Raw genomic sequence first — 22,668 nt, 5'->3', positions numbered from 1 at the left:
ACTATTTTTGGACTTCATGTATATTATCAAAGTTAAAGGCATAGCCAAAATACCCAATTACGTGCAACTTAGAGATGACAAGTTTACACTGCTAGCCTATTTCAGGGTAGATAGACCAGACAAATCATTAGAAAAGTTGGGCTTTGGTGATCAACAGGAAAAAATTATGAATATCATTAATGATCTTCCTTTTGGACAGGTCACTAAATTGGAACTTTAGAACGAAAGAGCAAATGGAAAATGTAATCAACCTCAATAATGTCGATGTTTTTCAACAAAAACATTTAGTGCTATCAAATGTAAATCTTAACGTTGCTAAAGGCGAATTTGTATTTTTAATTGGCGCAACTGGCTCCGGAAAAAGTAGTTTGTTAAAAATCCTTTATGGCGATTTGCATATTGGAAATGGCGAAGGAAGTGTTGCCAATTTTAACCTCAAAACCTTATCTGATAAAGAAGTTCCTTATTTGAGAAGAAAACTAGGTATTGTTTTTCAGGATTTTCAGTTATTGAGTGATAGGACCATTGAGCAAAACTTAGAATTTGTTTTAAAAGCTACTGGCTGGAATGATAAAAACTTGATTAGCGAACGTATTAAAGACGTATTGGAAAAAGTTGGTCTACGCTCTAAAATAAAGAAAATGCCTCACGAAATGTCGGGTGGTGAGCAGCAGCGTATTGTAATTGCCAGAGCTTTATTGAACAATCCGGAAATTATATTGGCTGATGAACCTACAGGTAACTTAGATCCAGAAACATCAGAAGAAATTGTACTCCTATTAAAGCAAATTAGCCAAAGCGGAACGGCCGTTTTAATGGCTACACACGATTATCATATCATTAGAACTTTCCCTTCTCGTATCATTAAATGCGAAAACGGATTGATTCATGAAGATGTGCAGATTGCTTAACAAATAAACCATTAAAAATACATCGCCATATTAAGCGTACAAATTTCTGACAAAATTTTATTTTACAGCCATTCTGTTAGTTGAACTTAACCCAAAACTGACAGCATGGCTGTTTTATTAGCGTTGGCAAAACTTTTGTTCAGACCAAAAAAACTATTACACATGTTTAACAAGAAGAAAAAGGAAGAAGAACCTGTGATGGATACTAACGTAACTGACGAAACTTTAGAAAATACACCTGCTGAAAATACAGAAGAGCAAAATGCAACTGAAACCGCTGAGGCTAAAGAGGAGCTATCGGCAGAGGAAAAGTTAAAAAATGAAGTAGCAGAGTTGAATGATAAATACCTACGCCTGTTTGCTGAGTTCGACAATTTTAAACGCCGTACGCAAAAAGAACGTGTAGAGTTGCTACAAACAGCTGGTAAAGATGTAGTGGTTTCTCTTTTACCTGTGTTAGATGATTTTGAACGTGCCCTTAAAGCTACAGAAAATGCTACCGATGTAGCCCCTGTTCGCGAAGGTATTGTATTGGTGCAAACTAAATTGAAAAGCATTTTAACTCAGAAAGGTTTAAAAGAAATTCAAAGCATCAATACGGAGTTCAACACAGATATTCACGAAGCAATTACTCAGATTCCTTCTCCAACGGAAGAACAAAAAGGAAAAGTAATTGATGAGTTAGAAAAAGGTTACACGCTTAACGACAAAGTAGTGCGTTTTGCGAAAGTAGTAGTAGGAGCATAAAATTTGATAATGTGAAAATTAGCTAATTCGCTAATTCACTTATTATCGCATTATATAAAATGAGCAAAAGAGATTATTACGACGTGCTTGGCGTTTCCAAAAGCGCATCGGCGGAAGAGATAAAAAAGGCTTACCGTAAGTTGGCAATCAAATATCACCCGGATAAAAATCCTGATGATAAATCTGCTGAAGACAAATTTAAGGAAGCTGCCGAAGCCTATGAGGTGTTAAGTAGCCCTGAAAAAAAACAGCGCTATGATCAATTTGGACATGCAGGTGTAGGCGGAGCAGCTAGCGGCGGCTATGGCGGTGGCGGCATGAACATGGAAGATATCTTCAGTCAGTTTGGAGATATTTTTGGTGGCGGCGGCAGTCCGTTTGATAGTTTTTTTGGCGGCGGCGGACAATCAAGAGGCGGCCGTAGGGTAGCTAAAGGATCAAATCTCCGTATCAAAGTAAAGCTAACACTTGATGAGATTGCCAACGGTGCTGAGAAAAAAATCAAAGTGAACAAACAAGTAGTTTGTAAAACTTGTGATGGCAGTGGCGCAAAAGATAAAGGTTCGGTAAGCACATGTAAAACTTGTGGTGGTAGCGGTTCGGTACGTAGGGTCACTAATACTATTTTAGGACAAATGCAAACTACGGCAACTTGTCCAACCTGCCATGGTAGTGGCCAACAAATTACTTCTAAATGTAACGTTTGCCACGGCGATGGCACGGTTAGAGGCGAAGAAACCATCTCAATCAATATCCCTGCGGGTGTAAGCGAAGGTATGCAATTGAGCATGGCTGGCAAAGGTAATGCTGCCCCTAACGGTGGTATTCCCGGCGATTTAATTATTTTGATTGAAGAAGTTCCTCACGAAACATTAAAACGTGAAGGAAACAACGTGGTTTACGATTTACATGTAAGCATTCCTGATGCTGCACTTGGCGCAAGCGTAGAGGTACCAACCATTGACGGTAAAGCGAAAATTAAAATTGAACCTGGTACTCAAAGTGGAAAACTACTCCGTTTAAAAGGCAAAGGCATTCCAGAGGTAAACTCATACCACCGCGGTGATCAAATTATACACGTCAATATTTGGACACCAAAGGCATTAAATAGTGAAGAAAGAGCCTTATTGGAAAAACTGAGGGAGTCGGCAAACTTTAAGCCGCAGCCCGGCAAAAGCGACAAAAGCTTTTTCGATAAGATGAAAGAATATTTCGAATGATAAAAATCCCGCTTAATGCGGGATTTTTTTGTTTTTAAGGTATTTCGAACTCATTTTTTCATACACTTTAGTAATACAATCAACATTTTTTATTTATTTCTCCATTTATGAAGATTAGGTTCATTTTTCTTCATTAAAACTTCATGGTTGTGAAATTATTTTTGACCGCAACAAAGAAAACCACTGCAAAATCTCAATAGTAAGTTTTCTTTAATTTTTAACAACTAGGTAAATAATAATAACACAATGAAGAAAAATCTAATGCTCGTAGGTGTATGTGCCTCCGTCCTATTTTATTGCAGTTGCTCCGGTAAAAAAGAAGAAGAAAAAGAAGAAAAAACCAACTACACTGCCACAAGTCCGTTAACGCTGGACACCTCTTTCACTAAAGAATACGTATCGCAAATCCGCTCTGTCCGTAACATCGAAATTAGGGCTCAAGAAAAAGGATTTTTGCAAAATATTTACGTAGATGAAGGCCAAAACGTAAAAGCAGGACAGTTACTTTTCAAAATTATGCCTAAAATGTACGAAGCTGAAGTGCTTAAAGCACAGGCTGAGGTAAAGGCGTCGGAAATTGAATTAGCTAACACCAAATTATTGGCCGATAAAAATGTAGTAGCTCCAAATGAACTGGCAATGGCCAAAGCCAAATTAGCTCAAGCAAAAGCCGAAGAGTCATTAGCTAAGCTTCATCTATCTTTTACTGAAATTAGAGCGCCTTTTGATGGCAAAATTGACCGCCTACCAAAAAAACTAGGAAGTTTAATTGATGAAGGTGAGTTGCTGACCACACTTTCAGACAATAGTCAAATGTTTGCTTACTTTAATGTTTCAGAGCCTGAGTATCTTAATTTTCAGCAATCAAAATCTAAAAATAACACCAACGTTAGCCTCATTTTAGCCAATGGCGAAACCTTGGGAAGCAAAGGCGAAGTAGAAACCATTGAAGGCGAATTCGATTCTGAAACGGGAAACATCGCTTTTAGAGCAAAATTCCCAAATCCAAATCAGTTGTTGCGCCATGGGGAAACAGGAAAGGTACAAATGGTTATTCCTTTGAAAAATGCATTAATCATCCCTCAAAAAGCTACTTACGAATTGCAGGATAAAACTTATGTTTTTGTAATTGACAGCAAAGGCGTTGCTAAATCCAAGGAAATTAAAATTGGTGGTGAGCTTCCGGACCTTTACGTAGTTGCAAGTGGCCTACAACAAGGCGAAAAAATTGTGTTTGACGGCGTTCAAAAAGTGAAGGACGATGAAAAAATCAACTTCAAGTTTATTGAACCTAAACAAGCGCTAAGCCAATTACAATTAAAAGCAGAGTAGTAGCCATTTTCCTTAAAAATTATGTTTAGCAAATTTATCAAACGACCAGTGTTGTCGATAGTGATATCGCTGGTTATCGTATTCATAGGGGTATTGGCACTTATTGGCCTACCCGTAACTCAACTTCCTAATATATCGCCTCCTATGGTAAACGTAGTAGCCGAATATCCAGGTGCCAACAATGAACTTTTAATTAAAGCCGTAGTAATTCCACTGGAAAGAGCCCTTAACGGTATTCCGGGAATGAAATATATGACTTCGGATGCTGGTAATGATGGCGAGTGTTCTATCCAAATCGTATTTAACTTAGGTACCAACCCAGACCAAGCTACCTTAAACGTACAAAATCGTGTTGCTGCTGTTACTAATAAGCTTCCTCCTTTGGTAATTAGAGAAGGGATAAAGATTAGTCGTGAACAGCCTAACATGCTAATGTATGTTAACGTGTTCAGTAAAGATCCGCACATGAACGAAAATTTCTTGTACAACTATGCGGATATTAACTTACTACCAGAGCTAAAACGTGTGGATGGCGTAGGCTTTGCCGACATTTTGGGTAACCGCGAATATGCAATGCGTATTTGGTTAAAGCCCGATAAAATGCTGACCTACAAAATCTCTTCAGAGGAAGTATTGGAAGCATTAAACAACCAAAGTTTAGAGGCATCACCAGGTAAAACCGGTGAAAGTTCGGGTAAACGTTCCGAATCGTTCGAGTATGTATTGAAATACCCAGGGCGTTTTACCAACGAAGATGGCTACCGTAATATCATCCTAAGAGCAAGTGCGAACGGCGAAATCCTACGTTTAAAAGATGTTGCCGATGTAGAATTTGGCAGTTCCATGTACGATTTGTATTCGCACATCAATGGTAAACCTTCAGCGGCTATTGTATTAAAGCAATCTTATGGCAGTAATGCACAACAAGTAATTGAAGATGTAAAGAAGCGGATGGAAGAAATCAAAGCGACTTCTTTCCCTAAAGGCATGGATTATGAGATCAGCTACGACGTATCCAAATTCTTAGATGCCTCTATCGAAAAAGTAGTACATACCTTGGTGGAAGCTTTCATTTTGGTAGGCTTGGTAGTTTTCATCTTCCTTGGCGATTGGCGTTCTACCTTAATTCCAGCAATTGCTGTTCCTGTATCGCTGATCGGTTCATTCGTATTCATGCAGTTTTTCGGCATTACGCTAAACCTTATCACGTTATTTGCTTTGGTACTTGCTATTGGCATTGTGGTTGATGATGCCATTGTGGTAATTGAGGCCGTCCACGCCAAGATGGAAGCTGATAAGCGATTGTCTGTATTGAAAGCAACGCAGTTAGCTATTAGCGAAATTGGTGGTGCTATTGTGGCAATTACCTTTTTGATGGCTTCGGTATTCATTCCAGTGGCATTTATGTCGGGTCCTGTTGGTGTTTTTTACCGCCAGTTCTCCATCACCATGGCTACGTCAATTATCCTATCCGGTATTGTAGCCTTAACTTTAACACCAGCTTTATGTGCCATTATGTTGAAGAAACATAGTGCTAATCATCAACATAAAAAATCAATTATTGATAAAGGATTAAATGCATTTAACAACTGGTTTTACAGATTAACTGGCCGTTACCAAAAAGTAATGACGAAGGTGGTTACTCGCCGTGTAGCGATATTTGGTGTGCTTGGTATTTTCTGCGTAGCTACTTATTTTTTAAGCAGTTCAGTTCCATCTGGTTTTATTCCTAATGAAGACCAAGGGATGATTTATGCGATTATTCAAACGCCTCCAGGATCAACTTTGGAAAGAACCAACCAAATTTCAGAAAGGTTGGAAAAAATTTGCGAGGAAATTGAAGGGGTAAAATCTGTTTCGGCATTAGCCGGATACGAGGTGCTTACCGAAGGAACTGGATCCAACTCGGGTACCTGTCTAATCAACCTAAAAGATTGGAAAGATCGTAAAAATAGTGCACAGGATATCATCAAAGAACTGGAAGAAAAATCGAAAGATATTCCAGGTGCTATGGTGGAGTTTTTCCAACCACCTGCGGTGCCAGGCTATGGTGCAGCTGGAGGTTTCGAGCTTCGTTTATTGGATAAAGCAGGTAGGAACAACTATGTAGAGATGGAAAAAGTGAGCAAGGACTTTGTTAAGGAATTGAACAAACGCCCTGAGCTGCAATCGGTATTTACTTTCTACAGCGCCAGTTTCCCGCAATACATGTTAAATATTGATAACGATAAAGCACAGCAAAAAGGTGTTACTCCTGAAAAAGCATTGGAAACTTTATCTGATTTAATTGGTAGTAACTATGAAACCAACTTCATCAAATTCGGTAGACAGTACAAGGTAATTGTTCAATCGTTACCACAATACAGGGCCTTACCTGCAGATGTGATGAAACTTTACGTTAAAAACGAAAAGGATGAAATGGTGCCTTTCTCGGCATTCATGACCATGCAAAAAGTATATGGCTTGTCGGAAATTACTCGCCATAACATGTACAACTCTGCCGAAGTAAACGGATCAGCAGCAAATGGCTACAGCTCTGGCGAAGCGCTAAAAGCTGTAGAAGAGGTGGCTAAGAAAACCTTGCCAAGGGGTTACGGTATCGACTGGGCAGGTATCTCCAAAGATGAAAGCAGTAGAGGCAATGAAGCTGTTTACATTTTTATCATCTGTTTAGGTTTCGTTTATTTGGTGCTTTCTGCACAGTACGAAAGTTTCATCTTACCTTTGGCGGTAATATTTTCATTGCCGGTGGGTATCTTCGGCGCTTTCCTTTTCCTTAAGTTGTTTGGATTAGAAAATAACATCTACGCCCAAGTATCTATGGTAATGCTCATTGGTTTATTGGGTAAAAATGCCGTATTAATTGTGGAATTTGCCTCCCTAAAACATGCGGAAGGAAAAACAATACTTGCTGCCGCCATGGAAGGTGCAGTGGTAAGGTTCCGCCCTATTTTAATGACCTCATTTGCGTTCATCGCAGGTTTAATTCCTTTAGTTTTTGCCACTGGTCCCGGTGCAATTGGCAACAGAACAATTGGTTCAGCAGCTGCTGGAGGTATGCTCCTTGGAACTGTATTTGGTGTAATTATCATCCCAGGGCTGTATTATGTGTTCGGTACCATCGCCAGCAAACGCAAACTGATTAAAATTGAAGAAGAACATCCGTTAACCGAAGAAATTGAAGGCAATGTATAAAAGAAATCAATATAAAATATGGGGATTTGCACTGTTATACATGGCATATTCAAGCTGTAAAATACCAGCCATTGTTCAAAAAAACGAGAACAAAAGCACACCCAATACTTATGCCAATAGTGGAAGCGATACTACTAACTTGGCAGCAATTAAATGGAAAGACTATTTTAAAGATCAATATCTGACTAACCTGATTGATACTGCTTTGCAAAATAATCAGGAGTTAAATATCACCCTACAGGAAATTGAAATAGCTAGAAGTGAAGTTAGGGCAAGAAAAGGTGAATTGCTGCCTTCAGTTGGTATAAGAGCAGGCGCTGGACTTGAAAAAGTAGGACGGTACACTAGCCAGGGAGCAGGTGATGCCACCACTGAAATAGAACCTGGAAAAGAAATGCCAGATCCCGTACCCGATTTTATGGCGGGACTGTATGCTAATTGGGAAGTTGATGTTTGGCACAAATTACGTAATGCTAAGAAAGCCGCTTACACTCGTTACCTGTCATCAGTTGAAGGCAAAAACTTTGTTGTAACTAACTTGGTAGCAGAAATTGCAAACTCTTACTACGAACTTTTGGCATTGGATAATCAATTGGCAATGGTCCGCAAAAACATAGCATTGCAAAGCAATGCCTTGGAAGTAGTGAAGCTACAAAAGGAAGCGGCCAGGGTAACAGAATTAGCTGTGCGTAAATTTGAGGCCGAGGTGCTAAGTTCAAAAAGCTTGGAATATCAAATTGCGCAACAAATTACTGAAACCGAAAACAAGATCAACTTTCTACTAGGAAGATATCCGCAGCATATTGCTAGAAATGTAAACAGTTTTGATAGTGTAGCGGATCAGTTTCCTGTGGGCATTCCTTCACAGTTGTTGGCTAACCGACCAGATATTAAACAAGCGGAGCTGGATTTAATTGCTTCGAAGTTAGATGTTAAAGCGGCTAAAGCACAGTTTTATCCTTCGTTTGGTATTACTGGTGCCTTAGGTTTTCAAGCCTTTAACCCTTCCTACCTAGTTAAATTTCCAGAATCTATGCTGTATTCGATAGCGGGCGATATTGCTGCGCCCTTAATTAACAAGAACGCTATTAAAGCAAGCTATTTCGCAGCCAACGCCAAGCAAACACAAGCAGTTTATCAATATGAAAGAACTATTTTAAATGCGTACATAGAAGTGGCTAATCAAATGGCTAGCATTGGTAATCTGAAAAAAACTTACGATTTAAAAGATAAACAGGTGCAAGCACTTAACCAATCTATCAATATATCAAATGACCTATTTAAATCGGCGAGGGCCGACTATTTAGAGGTGTTGATGACTCAACGAGATGCTTTAGAAGCTAAACTGGAGTTGATAGAAACAAAGAAACAGCAACTTAATGCGATGGTAAAAATTTATCAAGCGTTAGGTGGCGGATGGAATTAATTAGTTTAGAGGTTTTACTAATTAATTATTTACTAGTTGAAAAGTCCCGAATTATTCGGGACTTTTTTTATTGAGTGCTGATGTAAAACATATTTGGCACGAAAGAGCTCACCTCTCCCGTTTCCATAGGCACCGATACATCATTAACCCATAGTTGGTTAACTTTATATTTCAATTTATCATCTAGCGTTATTTTTAGCTTGAATTGCTTGGCACCTACTTGCAGCGTAAAAACTTGTGTACTATTTTCAGCAGCCATTTTTAAAATATCCGAAGAATGCAATTGATAAAAGTTAAACATCTTGCTACCATAAGAAAATGGTGTTCTTAGGTAAAAATTTACGTTCTTTTCCGCCTGAGCGGCATCTAAATAAAAGAGTTTAATATCCTTTGACAAGTAAGCTCCCTGATTGTTAGGATTCAATAAATCCAATTGGTTAGCATTTTTCAATACTAAGGTTAAGGTTGGCAACTGCACAGGCGAACAGGCACATATTGGATTGGGGTCGTCAATTTTTTTGCAGGCTAAATTAATGGCAAAAATAAAGGTTAGGGCAAATAAAAACTTCTTCATAATTCTATTTTGAGTATAGCACCTATACGTTGGCAAAGTAGATATCGCTACAAATGGCATCATCTAGCCCAATCCTTTAATTATTGAGCTAACCGCTCTGGCACAAGTGTCCATTTGGGCCCTATATGACAATTAAGCACAAGCACCGCTACGCTAACCGAACAAAGTGAGCTCTACAAAGTAAACACTTGCTTTAGGAGTGCGTTAAAGTCTCGATTTACCTATCTTATATAAGCAACCTGTTTCCAAATCAAAAACTACATAAACTCCACTTTTAAGAATAATACTAAAAGCCATTTTACTCTTCTCGTCAAAACTTTTCCAGCTTAAATTATTATTGTTTAAAAAAAATATAAACTCATGAATTTGTGTATGATTTGTTATTTCATAAGTATTATCTAATTTGACACTATAAAAAATATCCCCTCGACCCACAAAACTTATTGCCAACTCATCGATTTCATTACCGAAATAACCAATTCTAACGCCATTCTTATACTGAAAAAAACCACATTCCCTATCACCTATTAGTTCAATTGGTTCGCCTAAAAGCTCGGATATTTTATCCTTCGGATCATTAAGTATGACACCGTTTAGGTTATTTCCCGTTTTAAGAAACTCAAAAAATTTTATTCCATCCATAAATTAATACTCTACCCCCTATGGCGCAAGCGTCCGCTTGGGCCTATATAACAATTGAACACAAGTACCGTTGCACTAGAGTGGTTTTTCTACCATAAGATCCTTAAAATGCACGTTGTTGAGCAATTCATTTAAATTACTTGATATAAAATTGAGTTCCTCAGGTAGATAATCTACCGATAAAATGCTCGAAAGTGCTGGATAATATGTATTTGCCATAACTCTATTTATATAAGTAGATACCGTCAATTAAAATATACTTGCCTAAAAATTTAATTTTGTCTTCCCGAGAATCATTATTATTAATCTTATGCGAGATTTTACCACTTCGTTTGTTTACTAAAAGGTAATAAAGATTATCATTTGTCCGTAAGATGATAAACTCTCCACGCTCAGTCATATAACGGCAATTCTTAAAAGAATACAGCTCCTTATTTAAAGAATCTAAGACTACAAATCCCGGGTTTACAAGTTCATACCCTTCTTTGTGAAGGGTAGTGTCTAGTGTGTGTACATACCGTATGCCATATACACTATCCTTTTTGAAGATCATTTTTCGGTTAGAAATTTCGGTAATTTTACCATTGTTTCTGGCTACTGTGTAGCACTTCTTTCCGTACAGCAAAAATTTATCATCGTTAAAATGAGATACGTAGGAACCGGATATTTTAGCTTTCCACTTATAGGTCAAATCCTTTAAATCCATACGGTTTAATATTAGTGTTTCTTTTTGAGAGCTATCGGGCATAATCTTGGTTATTACTTCGTTAAAAAACAGGTCATCACCGTCTATAAAAGCACCAAAGTTTCCTATTTCGTCTTTATACTTGTATTTTCTCAAAAGTTTTTGGCTACCAAGATCAAATAAAAATACACCGTTCATACTTACTATAACAGCATTGTTCTTGTACAACATTACCTTGTTGGCATAAAAAAGCGTATCCTGATATTTTTAAAATATTCTTTTAGTCCATCTTTACCAATGCTCATCGCATAACTGTTCCCATAAGCGCCAAAATAGATATTACCGTTGCGTAGGGCATCAAGTTCAACAGGCACAGTAATATCGGCACGATATTCCATCTTTTTCATATTTCCTTTCAACGACTGTATAAAATAGATAGCTTTATCTGGATTTTGAACACGTGAGCCCTTGGTCTTAGACACGTCAATCCCTATAATGGTATCGTTAAAAATTTTTGTATCACCGTACCGATAAGCACTATCTATGTTCACAAGCTGTAATTTCAAAGCCTGTACAAACTGCTTACGGAAATGAGGGTTCCTATTCTGAGGTTTGTACTTTTTTCGGCAGGCTGTAATATTCATTAGAAGCGTAAACATGAAAAACAATAAAATGGTGAACTTTTTCATATGAATTAAATACTGTCTTTGGCTTACCGATGTGGTTGACATGGCGTTAATTAAGAGTAGCATACTAAATATTTTTTGGGCTTTTCTATAGTCAAAGGTTATTTATTCATCAAAAATGATGTGTTTCATTCTAAGCGTCATTTGTATTTTGGTTTAATGTGTGTATAACAAGTTAGATACCTATTCGTTCATAGATATTATACAAGCGAAGCCAAGCGTAAAATAAACAATATAGATAATAAATTCTCCGAATGCAGACATTAATTTGGTTTCTGTTTGTTATTCGCAAAGTAAAACCTAAAGAGTTAGGGTTTTCTACTTTTAATTAACTTGTAAAACACTCCTATTTGAAAAACTCTATTACTGCCTACCTTGTCATTTCCAATCTCATTACCAGATTGATCTGTGATGGAAACATCAACTAACTTTTCGAACCCGTGACTATAACGGAGCTCAAAACCCAAACCATTTTTGAGGTTGAAAGACGATCCTAAGTTCATTGCCAAATCAAATTTTCTAAAGTTCTTTGATACGTCATGGTTACTCCCGTCAAACTTTGAATTTGCGCTCATCAGAAAACCAAATTCAGGACCCAATAGAATTGTAAATTTGTCGTTAGGACGAAATCCTCCTAAAAGTGGAATAGAAAAATAATTAAGACTTAAAGTTCCACCGCCATTAAATTCTGTTGACGGAAATTTACACCCTTTGATTGAATAGAGAAGTTCCTGTCGGGTAATAAATTTTTCACTAATTTCTATTTCCGTAAATAGTCCACCATTTAACCCTAGCCTTGTGCTATGATCTGTCAAACCAATATTTTTTATATCACCGAGATTAAGTCCAGCTTTAAGGCCAAAGCTGATTTGTCCAAATGATTGAATTAAACAAAATATAACTAAAAATGTTGTCAATAGCGGTCTTTTCATAGTATAGTGGTTTTTCATATTTTTCAGTAGTAGTTTGGAATTTCGTATTATTATAAGTTGTGTTTTGTAATGTGGTGCAATTTATCTTTTAATTCATCAGCGGTAAAGACGTTATATGTTTTCACGTCAGCCCGATTATGTAAAACCCGTGTTATATACAGGCATTTTTCAAAATGCATGCTAACGGTTTCGGTATTGCCGAAGGCGGGGTTTTAAATGCACTTCCACTCGGCTAGAGTACAAAAGTTTTTTAAATGCACAAATGTTGGGTTTAGTACTTCAGCCCCGCTTTTGGCAATACCTTGTTATATGCCGTTTTTTTTCTTTTATTTTTTAATAATTTCAATTTTTGTGTATCTAAATACTTTTCCTGCTTTATCTTCACCGACTTTTACTAATCTTCTTTTAGGAAATCCTTTTTCTGTAATAATTTGACCTGTTACTTTTATTATTATTGGTAAATTCTCACCGTTAAACAATTCGTCAGCTTTAATCAATTTGTCATTTGCTGGTTCTAACCAATAATAAACTCGCTTTTCAGGATTGTCAGCATATTTTTTTTCGCTCCATTGTGCACAAGTGCAAGAAATTGCGTTATATGTCAATGTCAAAGTTTCAATTTTACTTTCAGGTTTAAAGTTTGGATTGTCAATTATTTCATATTTTGTGTATCTAAAAACTTTTGCTTTTGGCATTGGTTCTTCCATTTCTATTGTTCCTTGTGGATAATCTTTATTTTCATAAAATTGTCCCTCAACTTTTACAAAATGTCTAAAAGCGTCAAAATAAATTGGTAATTCTAATGACTTATCAGCTGGTTGAAGATAAAAATGAAAGTCAATATATTTTGTTTTTTCCTCATTTTGTTTAATCGTGTCTTTGGTTTTTATCCATTGTGGACAAGCACAACCCCAAACTCTATATTGAACTTCAAATTTTTCAATTTTATTAGTCAGTTTGTTAGTTGAGTCAGAAATAATTTTTGAGTAATTATTTTCAACTATTTTTTTTTCGGTTTTGTTTACTTTTTCACTTTTTATCGTCTGTTCACAAGAAACTGTAATGATACAAGAAAGTAAGATTGTCAATATGTTAATTAGTTGTTTCATTTCCTCTGTTTACAGTCGTTCAGTAAAATGGCATATAACTCTCAAATAAACGCAACTCTATTACGCATATCTACCTAAATACCATCGGCTTTGCGAAACTTTAATGTAAAATGTTAGAATTTTAACGGGCAGGATCGAGCTTAGATAGATTTAGATAACGCAATATAAATGAAGGCTTCGAATTTTACAAATGGTAGAGATTATTCTTAATATCGGTGAAAAGCTGCAATACTAAAATCACTTCTGGCACATATACTAATTTCAACAAATTAATTTGACATCCCAAAACTACTTATTAAAAATTTGCGGTCATTAGGATGCTAAATTAATCGCCTAGGTCAAAGGTATATCAAAGGTAGGGTTCAAGTAGGGATAGAGTACTATGAGAATACTATTTTATGATTACATAAAAATTTGATTTACTTGCTTTTCTCTCTCATCAACAATCATTAAGACGCCATGCCGTATAACCTGTGTAGACGTATTGATAAGTGAAAACTAGATCTCTCGATAAACTCGAGATGACAAAATAGCAACGACATTGCAGGAAGACATTATTAGAACAGACCATTCCTAAGCACTAAAATGGCATAGCAGGTTTTCGACGGAGTAAGCACCAAAATAGCCATTGCACAAACCCTAACCTTGCGGTATCAAGCAAGAATGCAGCGTGAGCGAAAGGCAACAGAATGGAAAACGCCTTTTTCTTGCGCCATCAGGATATTTGGTAGCTTAATCCAAGAAAAGGTGCAAGCCTTGATGTTATGCCTATGTTGTTGTGATTTTTATAGGTAGGCATGCTTTCGCTGAAGCTCAGGTTGCTTCTTTATCATCAAGGATAAAGAAGATGCCCCGCGGCATAGAGCTTTTATAGCTAGGCATGCTTTCGATAAAGCTCAGGTTTGCTCATCGTCTCCCTAACCCTCTCCGTAAAAAAGAGAAAATGAGTTAGCGCTAAACCATTCCGAAGTACTAAAAAAACCAACAAACTAAACCGTTAATCAACTGTTAAAATAGCATGGAATGGCGTATTGGATGTTCTGGTTTCTACTATAGAGAATGGAAAGAAATATTCTATCCAACGGGACTGCCGCAGAAAGACTGGTTCAAGTTTTACTGCGAAAATTTCAATACGATAGAAATCAATGCTACCTTTTACAAAATGCCTACTGAAAAATCGTTAGGTAAATGGTATAACGATAGCCCTGAGGATTTCCTTTTTACATTAAAAGCACCCAGGCTAATTACACATTACAAGCAATTAAAAAACTGCACCGACGACTTAAATCAATTTGTTGAGATTAGCAATAATGCCATTAAAGAAAAACTGGCCTGCATCCTATTTCAATTTCCACCGCTATTTAGCTATACAGAAGAAAGGTTGGAACTACTTGTAAACCTACTTCAAAAAATCCCGCAACCCGTGGTTGAATTTAGACATGCTTCGTGGTGGGATGACCATATCTACCAGCAACTCACTAAAGCCGGAATTGTATTTTCAGGGCAGGACCATCCTAAAAACCTGCCTATTGAGCTAATTGCGAACCTTCAAACAGTTTATTACCGCTTCCACGGCAACCCTGTGCTTTATAAATCTAAATATAGCATCGATGCAATTCAACAATTTATCGCCCAAATTCCATCTACAAGCAAGCAAGTCTTCGTTTACTTCAACAATACTTGGGGATCAAGCGCCATACAAAATGCAAAAGAGCTAAAGGAACTATTGCATCTGCATCGCTAGAACATTATTACATTATTTGATGTTATCTTGCTGATGGAAAAACTTCAACAAAGCGTTTACGTATTACTGCTATTTTCATTTGGCTTTGCTGGCCTTTACTTTGCAGGTCCGTTTTTAATCCCTGTGGTATTATCAGCTGTGCTGGCAATGCTTTTTATCAGGTTATGTAACTATTTCGAAAGTAAAAATATCAGTCGGGCAGTTTCCGCTCTCCTTTGCATGTTAATATTTGTATTTTGTATTGGTTTAATAGCATTATTGCTTTCCATACAACTTTCAAGCTTGGCAGAAAACATTGATGAAATGAAATCAAGGCTTTATGCTTTATTCAATAATTTGAGAGATTGGATCAATCAAACGGTAGGCATCGATAAGAAACAGCAAAAGGAAATCATTAGCGGACAAGGGGAAGGAGCCGGAAGTATGTTGCTTGTATTTGCTTCCTCAATAATGAGCCTAGCGGTAAATGCAGTGCTAGTTTTAGTGTACATGTACTTGTTTTTACTTTACAGGACGCACATCAAAAAATTCATCCTAAAGTTAGTGGCTAGAGATGAAAAAGCAGAAACCGACTTGGTAGTACATAAGGCAGGAAAGGTTTCACAAAAATACCTGAGCGGACTAGCCGCAATGATTGGTTTACTATGGGTGATGTATGGTATTGGCTTTAGCCTAGTTGGCGTAGAAAATGCAATTTTCTTTGCGGTGCTATGCGGCTTGCTTGAAATCATCCCCTTTGTAGGAAATTTAACCGGAACAAGCATTACGGTTTTGGCTGTGGTAGCGCAAGGGAATGGTAACAATAAAATTATTTGGGTACTGCTCACTTATTTTGTAGTGCAGTTCATCCAAACCTACATTTTGGAGCCTTTGGTAGTTGGCGAACAGGTAAATATCAACCCGCTTTTTACCATTATGGCTATTGTTTTAGGGGAGATGATTTGGGGAATTGCCGGCATGATACTCGCTATACCATTAATAGGAATGGTAAAAATCATCTGCGATCATCATCCAAATTTACAGCCATACGGTTTTTTAATTGGTCCCGAAAACCCAAAAAAGCAAAAAACTTCGGTAATTGATTACTTTAAGAGATTGTTTGGTAAAAAATAACAAGCAAAAAAACACCTGAAACAGCTATGCGCTATTTCAGGTGTTTTATATTTACTTAAAGCCTACCGCTAGGCTCAAAATATTGGCATTTAAGCCGTTAGTTCGCTTATAATAGCCGTATCTAATTTCGGCAGTTTTAATTCTGCTTACATTGAAAATTCCTTTAGGTGGAGCAAACCTTAAACCCGCCCCAAAAAAGTTGCTATCAAATTTTGATAAATCGTAATCGCTTGTAAAATAAGTTTGCGCTAAAGTATGCTGCCTAAATGGTGCAAAATACTGCGATTGATTTTGCGCATAAAACCTATAAAACGGACTAAGCGAGAAAAACGGTGTAATTTTTATTGGTAGTTCAAGTTCAGCGCTATGCCCACGAATGCCCCAATTATCGGTATAAAAACGATAGAACGAACGCACAATAAACTTGTCGCCAAAGAAATAATTAGCTCTCACACTAAGGGGTAGCTTATATCGACTACCAGGTAAATTTTCAGATTTAAGTGTATTATCAGTAAAATAAACTCGCTGGTACTTTGTAGCTAAAAGCCCCTCTTGATATCCCGGTTCAGTGGCAAATACCATTTGAAAATTCTTATTGATGATTTTGCTCAAAGACATAAAAACACTAAACGAATTCCTGGGACTGCTTTGGTGATTATCCTGTGGAGAGTTTCGCAACTCAATGGGCAAAATCACTTTCCAAGTATCTAAAAAAGCTTGTGCTTTGATATTAAACTCTAAATTTTTATCTGCAGAACTTTTAGTAAAACCGATGGCACCACCGAAAGATTGGTAATCATATTCTGTAGATGCAGATGCCGTAATGTCAAACCTGGTTCTTTTCGCTTCATTTTCAATACCCCAAGAAAGTGATGGGTAAATTCTTACATCAGAAGAAGATGCAGAAGAAATGGTACTTGGATCTATTTTATCAGATGATGCAGAGGTATAGGTATCTACCCCCAATTCAAAACCAAAATGATGTTTGATGTTAGGATTTCGGCCGTAACGTGACAATTTAATATTAATCGTATTAGCTAAATCCGTAAGATGCTCTGTACCTACCCCACCAGTTACCGCTGAATTGTTTCCATCTTGCTGGTAATAACCCGATACTAAATTTACTTCATCTACTTTTAACTTTCTTGATCGATAAGCGGAGGTGTCGACCTTTGTTTGCGCAAAACTTGCAGCCAGTGCAAAATGCATGGCCACAACCACCAATGGGATAAACTTTTTCATGTCAGTAAATTTGTTTAGTTACAACCACAACCACCACCGCTTTTGCCTCCATTGGCACCAGAAGAACCCTCGCGATAAAGTTGGAAATTTTGTTCGAATTTTTGTGCCTGTCTGGCTGAAAGCTCCATATCAGCATCGTTAAGCTTCGCCTTTTGATAGGACTTAACCGCTGAGCAGCTAGTTAGCGCCATCCCCAATAGAGAGATAGCAGCAATGATAGATAGTTTTTTCATCTGAGTGAAATATTTTTGCTGGTGTGTATTTTGCCTTGCTCATCGATAATGATACAGGCCATGTTTTTCATTTGGTTGATTAAATTTAAGCCCACTTCAACGCCCATCACCATTACGGGTGTGGTCATTGCATCAGCCAATTCAGCAATAGGGCAAATCATAGTTACGCTGGCAATGCCACTTGTTGGGTAACCTGTTTTTGGGTCAATGGTATGCGAATATTTTTTACCATCAATCATTGCAAATTTTTCATAAGTTCCAGAAGTTGCAATAGCCATATTGCTGATATCTAACCATGAAAAAGGTTTATCTTTAAAAAACGGATCCGCTATACCCGCTGTCCACGATTTACCCGTTGGTTGTGTACCCCAAGTAATCAAATCGCCGGCAGCGTTAATGATTCCGTTATTAATTCCATTAGCTAACATCACTGCCTTTGCCCTGTCGGCCGCATAACCCTTGCCAATGCCACCAAATCCAATGCGCATGCCTTCATTTTTAAGGTAAACAGTGCTATCGGCCTCATTTATAATTACGTTGCGATAATTGATATTTGCTACCGCATTTTTTGCCGTTTCTTTATCTGGTAATTGGGTCATTTGCTGATTGAAATTCCAAAGGTTTTTATCCAAACCTCCGTAAGTGATGTCAAATGCGCCATCGGTAAGTTCAGCTATGCGTAAGGAGCGTTGTATCAGTGCCAAAACCTCACCATCCACTTTCACAGGTTTTACACCAGCGTTAGCGTTAATTTGGTTCACTTGGCTATCAGCACTAAACGTCGTAAACAGGCGTTCTATTCGCTGTACTTCGGCAATAGCTTTTGCGATAGCTACCTCGGCAACAGCTTCAGGTACACTTGCAGTAGTAAATTCAAAACGGTTTCCCATCAATTTTACTACTTCGGTGTGCACTTTATCCTGTTCGCCCAACTTACTTTCCTTTAACAGCATCATTTATTTCTGCAATAAATTTATCTACACCCTGATCCTGAAAGCCAATCCATTTTTTTACTACCTTACCATTCGCGTCAATCAAAACCGTTAAAGGGAACTGGCCATCTTTATTGTAAACATCTGCCAACTCTTCATTTTTTTTCACTTGATCTGCCGGCAATTTATTTTTCTTTAACCTAGGAAAATCCGCCCTAAGCAAAACCAAATTTTTATCGGCATAATCTACGAACGCTTGTGTATCAAAAACTTCCTCCTTTAGCCTGATACAAGGGCCGCACCAATCAGAACCCGCAAAATTCACCAGTATCAACTTATTTTCCTGTTTGGCATTTTGCTTTGCCACATCTAAATCTGTTTGCCATTTTGCCACCGGAGCCAGCCCAATGATCAGTAAAAAACTCAAAAGAAGTTTCATAGTGACTATTAATTAAGAGTAAACGCGTAAACTAGTTCCTGTTAAGGCGGTATTGTATTGTTTCAATGCTTTACTTGCCGGCCCATTAGTTACCGCACCAGCAGTTGAAAACGTAGCGCCGTGGTTGGCGCAGTAAAACCTGTTATTGGCCGATTGGAAAACCACATTATAACTTTCGTGTGTACAGGTTTGCGATACCGCAACGAAACTGCCAGTAGAAGTGCGTGCTACAATAACTCCGCCGTGATACACGTAGCCGCCATTATTGTTGAGTGCAGCATTAGCAGACTGGCTTAAATCAAGCGTAAAATCTACGTTTGAAGGGCCATCCGTTGATGAGGAATCGCTGCTTTTTTTGCAGCCAGCTAAACAACCAGCAAACATAATAGTTGCTGCGCTTGCTCCCATTAGTGATAAGAATTCTTTTCTATCCATGATTTTAAAGTTTAATTATTAAGGTAGTTTTGTGTAAATCAAAAATTAAAACGAGCATCGATAAAATTGTAAGATGTATCGATAATCAGCGGGATCAGCAAACTATTTGTAACTATTTTGTTATAGAAACGAATTTAATAACTTATAGTATTCAAACAAAAAAATATATTTCTGTAAACACCCTTTTTAAGTAACAAAATAGCATTTTTGACATCTAATTAACAGAAACTAAACAACACATATGTTAAGCGCAAAAAATATTGTAAAGCAGTATGCCACCCACCGAGCCTTAGATGATGTGAGCTTGGAAGTGGAGAAAGGAAAAATCTTCGGTTTATTGGGGCCAAATGGTGCCGGTAAAACTTCCCTCATTAGGATTATTACACAAATTACAGCGCCCGATAGCGGCGAAGTATTTTTCAATGGCGAACGACTAAGTCCTAAACATATTTCTCAAATTGGTTATCTGCCGGAAGAACGTGGTTTGTACAAAAAAATGGAAATTGGCGAGCAGGTGCTTTATCTTTCTAAATTAAAAGGACTGCATAGTGCCGAAGCAACCAAACGAATTAGATACTGGTTTGAGAAGCTGGAAATGAAAGACTGGTGGAACAAAAAAGTTGAGGATTTGAGTAAAGGTATGCAACAAAAGGTGCAGTTTGTGGCCACTGTTTTGCACCAACCTGAATTGATTATCCTAGATGAACCATTTTCTGGATTTGACCCGGTGAATGCCGACATCATTAAACAGGAAATTTTGGAGTTGAATAACAATGGTGCAACCTTTATTTTCTCCACGCACAGAATGGAAAGCGTTGAGGAACTTTGCGACAATATTGCACTCATCAACAAATCACATAAAATTTTAGATGGCGCTGTGGAAGACATCAAAGCGAGCTACCGCAGCAATACCTATTGGATTAATTTTGAGGGCGACTACCCTATCACTTCCAATGAAATTTATGAAGTGAAGCAAGTAGAACGAGTAAAAAACCAAACCGTAGCAAAATTGCAGTTGAAGGATAACAGAACTGCAAATGAAGCATTGGCACAATTACTTCCACACGTGAGTATTCACCGTTTAGATGAAGTGATACCAACCATGAACGATATATTTATTGAAAAAGTGAAAGGGCAAAACCATGAATAAAATTTTACTAATCATCCAAAGAGAATACCTGTCTCGAGTAAAGAAAAAAAGTTTCATCATCATGACTTTTTTAACGCCCTTACTTATTGCCGGAGTTTATGGCTTAATGGGCTATTTTACCTATAAAGGAATAAAAGACACCCACGATAATGTTGCTGTGGTTAGCAATAACAAAACCCTTACCGAAAAACTGCAAACAGATAAGAACATCACTTATACTTATTTAGATAGCAGTTTAGATGAGGCTAAAAAAGCGCTGAAAAAATCTGATTACGACTACATTTTATACTTACCTGAATTTAGTTTGGAGCAGCCTGAAGGCGTAGAACTTTTTGGCGCTAAACAGGCCGGCATGTCGTTAAACAAGCGTATTTCTGGAGATATTGAAGAACTGATCAAAACCCAAAAATTGAAGCAGTCGGGTATTTCGCAAAGCGATTTGGACAAACTGAAAACCGAAGTAGATATTTCTAACAAGAAAATAGCAGATACTGGAGCTGAAGAAGAATCAAGTGCAGGCGCAAGTACGTTCATCGCCTTCACCGCAGGTATCCTCATGTTCATGTTCATCATGATGTATGGCATCCAGGTAATGCGTGGGGTAATCGAAGAAAAAACAAGCCGTATTATCGAGGTGATGATTTCTTCCGTAAAACCTTTTCAGTTGATGATGGGCAAAATCATTGGAATTGCTTTGGTGGGGCTAACACAATTTATGCTGTGGATCGTATTAACTTTAACCATCAGCACCGTAGCTGTAAGCGTTTTTGTAAGCAAAGATCAAGTGAAGGAAATTGCCGCTTCAACACAAGCTCAAAGTCAAATTACCAGCGGACAAACTACCGTAACCGCTGCACCTGTAGGGCCTATCGGCGATATTCAAAAAAGTTTGGCTGGCTTAGATGTCACTAAAATTGTTGCCGTATTTATTTTCTTTTTCCTTGGCGGATACCTGTTTTACAGCGCACTTTATGCCGCAATTGGCTCGGCAGTGGATAGCGAAACTGAAACACAGCAATTTATGATGCCGGTGATGTTGCCATTGCTGTTAGGTTACGCCCTATCATTAAGCGTAGTGACTAACGACCCTTATGGCAGTACCGCTTTTTGGCTTTCGGTAATTCCATTTACATCACCAATTGCCATGGTAGTGCGTATTCCGTATGGCGTTCCTGCTTGGGAGTTAGCTTTGTCTATGGCCGTATTAGTTGGCGGCTTTATTGCTACCGTATGGATTGCCGGACGTATTTACCGCGTTGGTATTTTGATGTACGGAAAGAAAACCACTTTCAAAGAAATGTTCAAATGGTTTACTTATAATAATTAAGAAGCGAAGATTCAAAAGCTTCCATTAAAGACTTACGAAGTTTCAAAAACTTTGTAAGTCTTTTTTTACGTGCTATCACTCGGAGCTGGAAAACTTCTTGAACATCTTCTGTATAGCGATCAATTAAATGCGACTTACCCATTTATTCAAATCGGTGCTTAATTGGCAAAGCGATAAGCATTCCGTAAAACGATATATAAAAAATCATACAATTAGCTTTGAGGGCAAATCAGACTTACATGTGTCGGCCGCCAAAGCTTTTAAAGGCGATCCAAGTTTACATAACCCAGAGGATTTGCTTTTGAGCAGCTTAATGTCTTGCCACATGATGTCGTATCTTTACGTGTGCGGTTTACATCAAATAAATGTTTTAACTTATAACGATAATGCGACAGGTACTTTAGAAACTGACGAAAAAGGTAGCGGTAGATTTGTAGAAGTGCATTTGCACCCTGTGGTGACCATTGATAATCCAGCGCAAAAAGACTTAGCAAATGCTTTACATCAAAAGGCAAATGAATTATGCTTTATTGCTAATTCTTGTAACTTTAAGGTATTGCATACTGCAACTTGTAACGTTGGCTAAAATTCATC

Annotated in this window: 24 protein-coding genes; 12 read left to right on the top strand and 12 right to left on the bottom strand. The window is 37.6% G+C overall.

Features of this window, described 5'->3' with window-relative positions:
• Positions 1-16: 16 nt before the first annotated feature.
• From DUT68_RS03770 to DUT68_RS03740, 7 genes are all read left to right on the top strand, one after another.
• Positions 17-220 (top strand): fructose-6-phosphate aldolase, encoded by a 204-nt coding sequence (locus DUT68_RS03770; RefSeq protein WP_113635895.1) that lies wholly within the window; start codon positions 17-19, stop codon positions 218-220.
• Between the two features lie 13 nt (positions 221-233).
• Positions 234-911 (top strand): cell division ATP-binding protein FtsE, encoded by a 678-nt coding sequence (locus tag DUT68_RS03765; RefSeq protein ID WP_113635894.1) that lies wholly within the window; start codon positions 234-236, stop codon positions 909-911.
• 162 nt (positions 912-1,073) lie between these two features.
• Positions 1,074-1,658: a nucleotide exchange factor GrpE gene (locus DUT68_RS03760; RefSeq protein WP_113636302.1), complete on the top strand. Its 585-nt coding sequence runs from the start codon at positions 1,074-1,076 to the stop codon at positions 1,656-1,658.
• A 59-nt stretch (positions 1,659-1,717) separates the two neighbouring features.
• On the top strand, positions 1,718-2,878 hold the full coding sequence (dnaJ, locus tag DUT68_RS03755; RefSeq protein WP_113635893.1) for a molecular chaperone DnaJ: 1,161 nt from the start codon (positions 1,718-1,720) through the stop codon (positions 2,876-2,878).
• Positions 2,879-3,124: 246 nt separating this feature from the next.
• Complete coding sequence (locus DUT68_RS03750) at positions 3,125-4,210, top strand: efflux RND transporter periplasmic adaptor subunit (RefSeq protein WP_113635892.1); 1,086 nt, start codon at positions 3,125-3,127, stop codon at positions 4,208-4,210.
• Between the two features lie 21 nt (positions 4,211-4,231).
• The gene (locus DUT68_RS03745; RefSeq protein ID WP_113635891.1) at positions 4,232-7,405 is read left to right on the top strand and encodes an efflux RND transporter permease subunit; all 3,174 of its coding nucleotides are present in this window, start codon (positions 4,232-4,234) and stop codon (positions 7,403-7,405) included.
• Complete coding sequence (locus DUT68_RS03740; protein WP_113635890.1) at positions 7,398-8,831, top strand: TolC family protein; 1,434 nt, start codon at positions 7,398-7,400, stop codon at positions 8,829-8,831. The genes DUT68_RS03745 and DUT68_RS03740 overlap by 8 nt, the downstream gene beginning before the upstream one ends.
• Positions 8,832-8,898: 67 nt before the next feature.
• Here DUT68_RS03740 and DUT68_RS03735 read toward each other — a convergent pair whose 3' ends face one another.
• The 7 genes from DUT68_RS03735 to DUT68_RS03710 all read right to left on the bottom strand — a co-directional run bounded on the left by DUT68_RS03735 (position 8,899) and on the right by DUT68_RS03710 (position 13,459).
• Positions 8,899-9,405 carry a hypothetical protein gene (locus DUT68_RS03735; RefSeq protein WP_113635889.1) on the bottom strand — a complete coding sequence of 169 codons (507 nt, stop codon included), beginning with the start codon at positions 9,403-9,405 and terminating at the stop codon, positions 8,899-8,901.
• 204 nt (positions 9,406-9,609) lie between these two features.
• Entirely contained in the window at positions 9,610-10,047 is a 438-nt protein-coding gene (locus DUT68_RS03730; protein WP_113635888.1) for a hypothetical protein, read from the bottom strand.
• Positions 10,048-10,122: 75 nt separating this feature from the next.
• Positions 10,123-10,266, bottom strand: a complete 144-nt coding sequence (locus DUT68_RS18275) for a hypothetical protein (protein WP_157960763.1) — start codon at positions 10,264-10,266, stop codon at positions 10,123-10,125.
• A 4-nt stretch (positions 10,267-10,270) separates the two neighbouring features.
• Positions 10,271-10,930, bottom strand: coding sequence for a hypothetical protein (locus DUT68_RS03725; protein ID WP_198659530.1), 660 nt, complete (start codon positions 10,928-10,930; stop codon positions 10,271-10,273).
• 32 nt (positions 10,931-10,962) lie between these two features.
• Positions 10,963-11,484: a hypothetical protein gene (locus DUT68_RS03720; protein WP_157960762.1), complete on the bottom strand. Its 522-nt coding sequence runs from the start codon at positions 11,482-11,484 to the stop codon at positions 10,963-10,965.
• A 242-nt stretch (positions 11,485-11,726) separates the two neighbouring features.
• Positions 11,727-12,350, bottom strand: a complete 624-nt coding sequence (locus DUT68_RS03715) for a porin family protein (protein ID WP_157960761.1) — start codon at positions 12,348-12,350, stop codon at positions 11,727-11,729.
• A 326-nt stretch (positions 12,351-12,676) separates the two neighbouring features.
• Complete coding sequence (locus tag DUT68_RS03710; RefSeq protein ID WP_113635884.1) at positions 12,677-13,459, bottom strand: hypothetical protein; 783 nt, start codon at positions 13,457-13,459, stop codon at positions 12,677-12,679.
• Between the two features lie 1,018 nt (positions 13,460-14,477).
• Between DUT68_RS03710 and DUT68_RS03705 the strand changes: the two genes are divergently transcribed.
• Positions 14,478-15,203 carry a DUF72 domain-containing protein gene (locus DUT68_RS03705; protein ID WP_113635883.1) on the top strand — a complete coding sequence of 242 codons (726 nt, stop codon included), beginning with the start codon at positions 14,478-14,480 and terminating at the stop codon, positions 15,201-15,203.
• 33 nt (positions 15,204-15,236) lie between these two features.
• The gene (locus DUT68_RS03700) at positions 15,237-16,316 is read left to right on the top strand and encodes an AI-2E family transporter (RefSeq protein ID WP_113635882.1); all 1,080 of its coding nucleotides are present in this window, start codon (positions 15,237-15,239) and stop codon (positions 16,314-16,316) included.
• 51 nt (positions 16,317-16,367) lie between these two features.
• Here the strand turns inward: DUT68_RS03700 and DUT68_RS03695 are convergent, their stop codons facing one another.
• The 5 genes from DUT68_RS03695 to DUT68_RS03675 are packed head-to-tail and all read right to left on the bottom strand — an operon-like array spanning position 16,368 to position 19,597.
• The gene (locus tag DUT68_RS03695; protein WP_113635881.1) at positions 16,368-17,558 is read right to left on the bottom strand and encodes a DUF3570 domain-containing protein; all 1,191 of its coding nucleotides are present in this window, start codon (positions 17,556-17,558) and stop codon (positions 16,368-16,370) included.
• Between the two features lie 14 nt (positions 17,559-17,572).
• Entirely contained in the window at positions 17,573-17,791 is a 219-nt protein-coding gene (locus DUT68_RS03690; RefSeq protein WP_113635880.1) for a DUF4266 domain-containing protein, read from the bottom strand.
• Positions 17,788-18,747: an FAD:protein FMN transferase gene (locus DUT68_RS03685; RefSeq protein WP_237088251.1), complete on the bottom strand. Its 960-nt coding sequence runs from the start codon at positions 18,745-18,747 to the stop codon at positions 17,788-17,790. Before DUT68_RS03685 ends, DUT68_RS03690 begins: the two co-directional genes overlap by 4 nt.
• Positions 18,725-19,162, bottom strand: coding sequence for a thioredoxin family protein (locus tag DUT68_RS03680; protein ID WP_113635879.1), 438 nt, complete (start codon positions 19,160-19,162; stop codon positions 18,725-18,727). Before DUT68_RS03680 ends, DUT68_RS03685 begins: the two co-directional genes overlap by 23 nt.
• 12 nt (positions 19,163-19,174) lie before the next feature.
• Entirely contained in the window at positions 19,175-19,597 is a 423-nt protein-coding gene (locus DUT68_RS03675; RefSeq protein WP_113635878.1) for a QcrA and Rieske domain-containing protein, read from the bottom strand.
• 241 nt (positions 19,598-19,838) lie between these two features.
• On the opposite strand from DUT68_RS03675, the gene DUT68_RS03670 reads away from it, so the two are divergent.
• From DUT68_RS03670 to DUT68_RS03660, 3 genes are all read left to right on the top strand, one after another.
• The gene (locus tag DUT68_RS03670; protein WP_113635877.1) at positions 19,839-20,747 is read left to right on the top strand and encodes an ABC transporter ATP-binding protein; all 909 of its coding nucleotides are present in this window, start codon (positions 19,839-19,841) and stop codon (positions 20,745-20,747) included.
• Positions 20,740-22,074 (top strand): ABC transporter permease, encoded by a 1,335-nt coding sequence (locus DUT68_RS03665; protein ID WP_113635876.1) that lies wholly within the window; start codon positions 20,740-20,742, stop codon positions 22,072-22,074. The genes DUT68_RS03670 and DUT68_RS03665 overlap by 8 nt, the downstream gene beginning before the upstream one ends.
• A gap of 241 nt (positions 22,075-22,315) precedes the next feature.
• Positions 22,316-22,660, top strand: coding sequence for an OsmC family protein (locus tag DUT68_RS03660; RefSeq protein WP_198659529.1), 345 nt, complete (start codon positions 22,316-22,318; stop codon positions 22,658-22,660).
• Positions 22,661-22,668: the final 8 nt, after the last annotated feature.

The organism is Pedobacter zeaxanthinifaciens (assembly GCF_003313335.1).
Classification (GTDB): Bacteria; Bacteroidota; Bacteroidia; order Sphingobacteriales; family Sphingobacteriaceae; genus Pedobacter; species Pedobacter zeaxanthinifaciens.
Note: the sequence above shows the minus strand (reverse complement) of the source record. Positions and strands in the feature narration are given on the sequence as shown.